The organism is Halanaerobium sp. (genome assembly GCF_003070835.1).
Genome location: NZ_QBLR01000214.1, coordinates 1 through 5,822, shown reverse-complemented (window position 1 = coordinate 5,822; position 5,822 = coordinate 1). Strand labels below are relative to the sequence as shown.

The following is a 5,822-nucleotide window of genomic DNA, read 5'->3' as shown; positions in this document are numbered from 1 at the left end:
TTTAACCCAGTTATCATTATAGAGCACATAGTCTTCACCCTTTTCTCTAGCTTCTTTTACCAGCCTTTCAAATTCACTGAGCTCAATTTGTTCCTCATCAGCTTCATCACTTTCATTTTTAATATTGACTCCAACATCGATATCAAACCAGTCAATCTGATCGGTTTTAGAAGAACTAACAAACGGCTGAACTCTGTAAACTCTTTCTTTAAGTCCTTTTACTCTTTCACTAAACTTTTCTAAATCTATGTTATCTGGTAGATACTTCATAGGATTTTCAATAAAGTCAGGCACCTGGGATCCTGTTAATTCTCTATTTGCTGATGCATGTTTATAACTTTCTTTACTTTCAGGCCCAATAAAGACTCTTTGGTTTTTGCCGCCAGTTTTATTAACTGTATAATTATCATTATTATTTATTGCTTTTTCAGCATCTTGATTTAACTGATCATCCAAATCATTAAATTTAGGGTTGAGTTTTAAATAATCAATAGATTCTAATTCAATATCTATATCTAAATCTTCAGGAAAGAAATATTCTTCTCCCTCTAAATATGGGTTGAATTTAATATCTAATTTTTTTGCTTTAGATTTAACCTTAGCAAAATATTCAAATTGCTCTTCTCTTTCCTCTGGAGGATTATCTATTAAATCAAGGACTTCAGTTAGTTTTTTATTTAAAACATAGGCCTGATTATCATTTAAAGGAAAAAATGGGCCAGCTCTTTGATAAAACTTACTTATATACCCTTCCTGCTCAGCTTTGATTATATATTTTAATTTGAAATTACTGCTGCCGATAACACCACTGTTATCTATAGTAATTTCTAAGTCTTCATCAGGTTTAAGTCCGAGCAGTTCATTTAATTTTCTGTTACCTTCTCCCAAACTCTCTTCATCTTCGGCAGAATTTTGATACTGATATATTGTATCAATATGCAGAAAATAACTTCCATCACCTTTTTCTATTAATTCCTCACTGTGCCAGGTACCTTCAAGAATCTGCAGAGAAAGATAAAAATCTTTATTGATTAAATTTCTTAAATCAAAATATTTGCCATAAGTAATTGGAAAACTTAGCTTCTCTCTTTGCCCATTATCAATTTTGTTAATTTCAAACTCAATTCCATTTTCTAAAAGAGTCCGCTTTATTTCTATCTCAGGCTCTGATTTATTTGTTTTGAAGTTATTTTTAAAGAAGTTGAACATATTTATCTCCTTCCAGCTCTAAGTTCTTTAATCATTTTATCTGCTTTATGCTGCCAGCTGCTCATATGATTAACTTTATATACATTTTTATTTCCCATATTTCTTGCTTCATAGGTATATTTTAATGAATTATTATTTACAGCATTGTGTTTATTCATATATTGTGCCAAATTTTGTTCAAAGAAATCTTTTTTATAAAAATAAACTGCATTACCTAAATCACCAAATTCAACAACCACAAAATTATCAAAAGTTAAAAATAACTGCAGATATTTTTTAACATAATCTACCTTTTCCATAATATCAACCTGTTTTTCCCAATAAGAAAATCTTTTCTGAGCTTCTTCTTGGTCAGTAGTTATGCTGTCAAAAAACTCTTTTAGTTTTTTATAGTTAAACCAAGCTGCAGCCTTTTCTTTAGCCTTTTTATCAATCTCATTCCAAGCAGTGCTGTAATCTTCTCTTGGATCACCCAAACGATCTTTAATTATATACATCAGCTCTTCTTCATATTCCTTATCTTTAAAAACAAATAGATAATTTTCAACCACTGCTTTTAGATTTTTGATTTCTAATTCTTTAAAAACTTTGATTAAATTGTTCTTATCTTCTCTAAGAAAGACCGGCTTAGTACCTTTACTAAGTAAATCTGCTGCTAATCTTTTAGAAATTTTATTCTCAAATATTAAATCTAGCTTGTCTAAAAAATAAAATAAAGTAATTTTATTGTTTTCAATATACTTTCTCATATTAATTAGAGGTGAAGAATCTTTAAATATAGTATCTAAAACTTTTTCCTGATCATTTAATTTAGAAAATGAAGCTAATAAATTACCAAGCAAACTGCTTAAATCTTTATTTGTATAATCCTCAGCAAAATTATTCCACAAAATCTTAATTATAAATTTATCTTTTTTATGTAATATGATATTATTTATTTTTTTATACAACTCATGAGGAATATTGCTATATTTAATTGCTAAGGCAATTATTTCTTCAGTTTTTAATGAATCTGCTAAATATATTATTTTATCTAGACTAAATTCTCTTATTTTCTTTAATAACTCCTCTAAGTCTACTTCTTTTGCTTTTTGAGATTTAATTTTATAAATGTCTGCTTTGGTGGGGAATGTTTTTTTGATTTTATTTTTCACTGCAATTAATTTAGATGGCTGAAAAGAAAAGCTATTAAATTTCATACGATCATTCTCCCAATGTATTTTTAATATCATTTATCATTTCAGTATCTTTAAGTCTAAATTTAAATTCTACCCTGCGAGATTTTTCTCTATTAATTTCTCCATTTTTATTTTTAATTGGCTGACTATATGAACGACCATTAGCAGTTAGATAATCTCTTAATCTATTCTTATATTTAAAATCAGTAAAACTTTCATCATAAATTTGAGTAACAACTTCAAACGCTCTATTTTGTGATAATTCTAAATTATACATATAGCTGCCCACATCGTCAGTGTGACCCTCAATAATAATCTGAGCTACATATTCTTTAAAATCAGGACCCAATAATATTTCAACATATTGAGGAATAAAGCTTTCTAAAAATTTAATACCCTCGTCTGTTATCTCAGTGCTGTCTGTATTAAAAAACACTCCGCCCGGCAGGCGAATAGCTCCTGTTTGAGAATCAATCTCTAAACTTAAATCTGTATCAGCAAATTTCTGCTGTAAAGCAATAATTATTTCTTCTCTAACTCCTAACAATTTATCTATCTCTTTTGTTTTTGTTTCTATTTCATTTTTTTGCTTTTCAATTTTCTCTTCTTGTGCAGTAGCCTTAATTTCAGCTTCTACTGCTGCCTGTTCTGCACTTCTTGCATCTAACATAATTACAGATAACAGCAGAATAAACATTAATAAAAGAGCAGCCATAATATCAGCATAAGAAATCCAAAAATTGGCCTTTTCTTCTTGACTATCAATCTTACTTTCACGAAAAAAATTAAACACTAATTATCCCCCCTCAGCCGAGAGAAAAAACTAGATTTATCTTCGTTCTCTTCCATTTTATCTCTTATATAATTTAATTGATCAATAATTTCTTTTTGTTTTTCTCTTTCTTCTTTTAATTCAGCACTAATTGGTGTAATATTATTTTCAACTTCTTTTTTAACATCATTTTTTAAATTTTTATTATTTTCTTCTAAAATTGTTTCAATTTTTTTATTTTCTTCCTGGACAGCCTTAGATATATCTGTCAGTTTATCACCTAAAAGCGATTCTTGTTTATCTAAAACATCCAATATTTCCTTTCGATCAATTTTAAATTCATCTAAAAGATTTTTTAATTGATTAAATGAGTTTGGAATATCTTCTAAAGAATTATTAACCTCAGTAATTGTAACTGCTAATCTATCGGATATTTCACTTAAATTTTCATCAAAGCTGGTAAAGGTTCTTTCAAGACTTTCATGAGTACTATCTGCAAATTGTTCAATCGCTCCATTAAAGTTATTATTAAGTTCTGTAAAACTGGACTGCACATTATCCCAGTATTTCTCTATATTATCTAACTGTATTTCCATTTCGTCAATATGTGAATTTTTCTTCTGATCAAATTTCTCCTGCTGCTCAATTAAGATTTCTAATTTATCATTAGTTTTTTCTTCTAAGCCGCTAAGTTTCTCCCCCAGTGTATTTAACTGTTTTATATTATGATTTAAATTAGCATTTAAATCATCAAACTGCTTCACATACTGCTGAACATTATTTAATAACTTCTCGGTATAATCAAGCATATCATTTTGCTTAACTGCTCCCTGCTCTAAAGTAGAGATCAAACTTTCCATTTCTTTTTTACTTTCTTTCTGCCAGCGGATCATATCTTCTAAAGTAACTCTTAAGGCAGTAAATTGATTATCAAAACTCTCATTAAATGTTTTCATAAATTTATCAACCATTTTATCTATACTTTCACTCTGTTTATCAATTGATAAATCAGCTAAATTATCCATAATATTATGCATTTCTTCAATTTGAGGTGCAATACTTTCAGAAACAATTTTTTCTACACCTTCAATCATATCCTTTTGGTTTTCTTTAGAAGCTTCAACAAAATTATTTAGATTATTATCAATACTGTTCATAGAAGGTTTTAAACTTTGATCAACTGCTTCTTTAACTCCGTTAACTAATTCTGGAATAAGAGTATCAGTATAAAATTCTTGAGTAGCCCTCAGCTGTTTTTCCTGGTTTTCTACAATATTATCTATGAGATTACTCTCAATTCTAATTGGCAAATATTTTCTCAATGTATTGTTTAATCTATTAATTTCTTTTTCAGTAATATTATTATATTTTTTATTCCAATAGTTATAAATTATAGAACAAAAAATTGCAACTAAGGAAGAAATAAATGAAATCTGCATTGAACTTATTAATGGTGGAATGCTATTTCTAATATTCTCAGCATTTGCAATATTTAAATTCCATAAACCAATAATTAAACCAAAAAAAGTACCCAAAATACCTATTGCAGTTAATGTACTTGGTATATTATCAGACACTTTTTTATTAAGAAAATTTGAAAATATACTATTTTGATTTATGTAATGTTCTGGATCAATAATGTTCTTATTATTGTTATTTTTAATCATAATAATATAATCTTCTAATATATCGTTTATGATAAAATTATTTTTTCCAATTAAGGACTCAATTTCTAAAATATTATTTAAAGAATTATTATCTAATTTCTTATCCAGCGTAGTTCTTAATTTAAAAATATTATTTTTTAAGTTTTTAGTTGGAAGTATATTTTTATACCACTGATAAATTGTAAATCCAATTGTAAATAAAACAAAAATAATAACTATTAGCCAATTAATAGATAATCCAATTGTTATTGATATTTCATTAATTAGTTGATTTAAATTAATTATAACCACCTCATTCTAAATATTATGTCGATTAAAGTCGTAATTTGTCACATATATTTTTTATAATAACTTTTATTTCCTAATATTAAATATTCGTTAAATATTGGTGTTTTCCTGCTTTGAAGGTGTTTTTCTTTAGCCTAACATAAAAGTATGACAGCCTTATGTCGCGAACTGGTGTATAAATGCAAAAAACCCTCCTCAAACGAGAAGGGATAATTATAAATTATTCAAAATTAATTCAAATGCTTTTTCTTCAAGTTTTTCACTTATCCAAATACCATTGTTTCTCATATTATTAATAGCCTTTTTAAGACCAATATTCTCTCCATTATTTATTGCAGAAATAATTTAACAGCCATTGCCATTTTTGCTTCTCTTTCAAAAACTTCTGAACTTTCTTGAAGCAAATCAGGTAATGTGTCAGGATACTCTATTTCAATTTTTTTGTTCATATTAATTACCCCATCAATACTTTTGATTTCTTATATTTATACTATAGCATTATAGTTTAAATGCAACAAGAAATTCTTAGCATTATTATTGATTTTAAATTAGTAGATCAAACATAATATTAAAATTATTGAGCTAAATCTATCCTGTAATCCATCAGCTTTTTTCTATAATAATCAGAAAGATTCTCTTCAATAAAATCAACTAAATCCTCCTGTCTGGCCTGCCCAAAAGCCATTCTGTAGACTGCCAGTGATTTTT

General features: G+C 27.3%; 4 protein-coding genes. All 4 read right to left on the bottom strand.

Going from position 1 to position 5,822, the window contains the following annotated elements:
- Positions 1-1,209, bottom strand: a 1,209-nt coding sequence (locus tag CI949_RS15660) for a hypothetical protein (protein WP_290768004.1), incomplete at its 3' end; no start/stop codon positions are given.
- Positions 1,210-1,211: 2 nt separating this feature from the next.
- Entirely contained in the window at positions 1,212-2,408 is a 1,197-nt protein-coding gene (locus CI949_RS15655) for an EH signature domain-containing protein (RefSeq protein WP_181248185.1), read from the bottom strand.
- Positions 2,409-2,412: 4 nt separating this feature from the next.
- A complete protein-coding gene (locus CI949_RS15650; protein ID WP_200769819.1) occupies positions 2,413-3,180 on the bottom strand; it encodes an OmpA family protein in 768 nt (255 codons plus the stop codon).
- Positions 3,180-5,117: a MotA/TolQ/ExbB proton channel family protein gene (locus tag CI949_RS15645; protein ID WP_089655510.1), complete on the bottom strand. Its 1,938-nt coding sequence runs from the start codon at positions 5,115-5,117 to the stop codon at positions 3,180-3,182. The genes CI949_RS15650 and CI949_RS15645 overlap by 1 nt, the downstream gene beginning before the upstream one ends.
- Positions 5,118-5,822 lie beyond the last annotated feature (705 nt).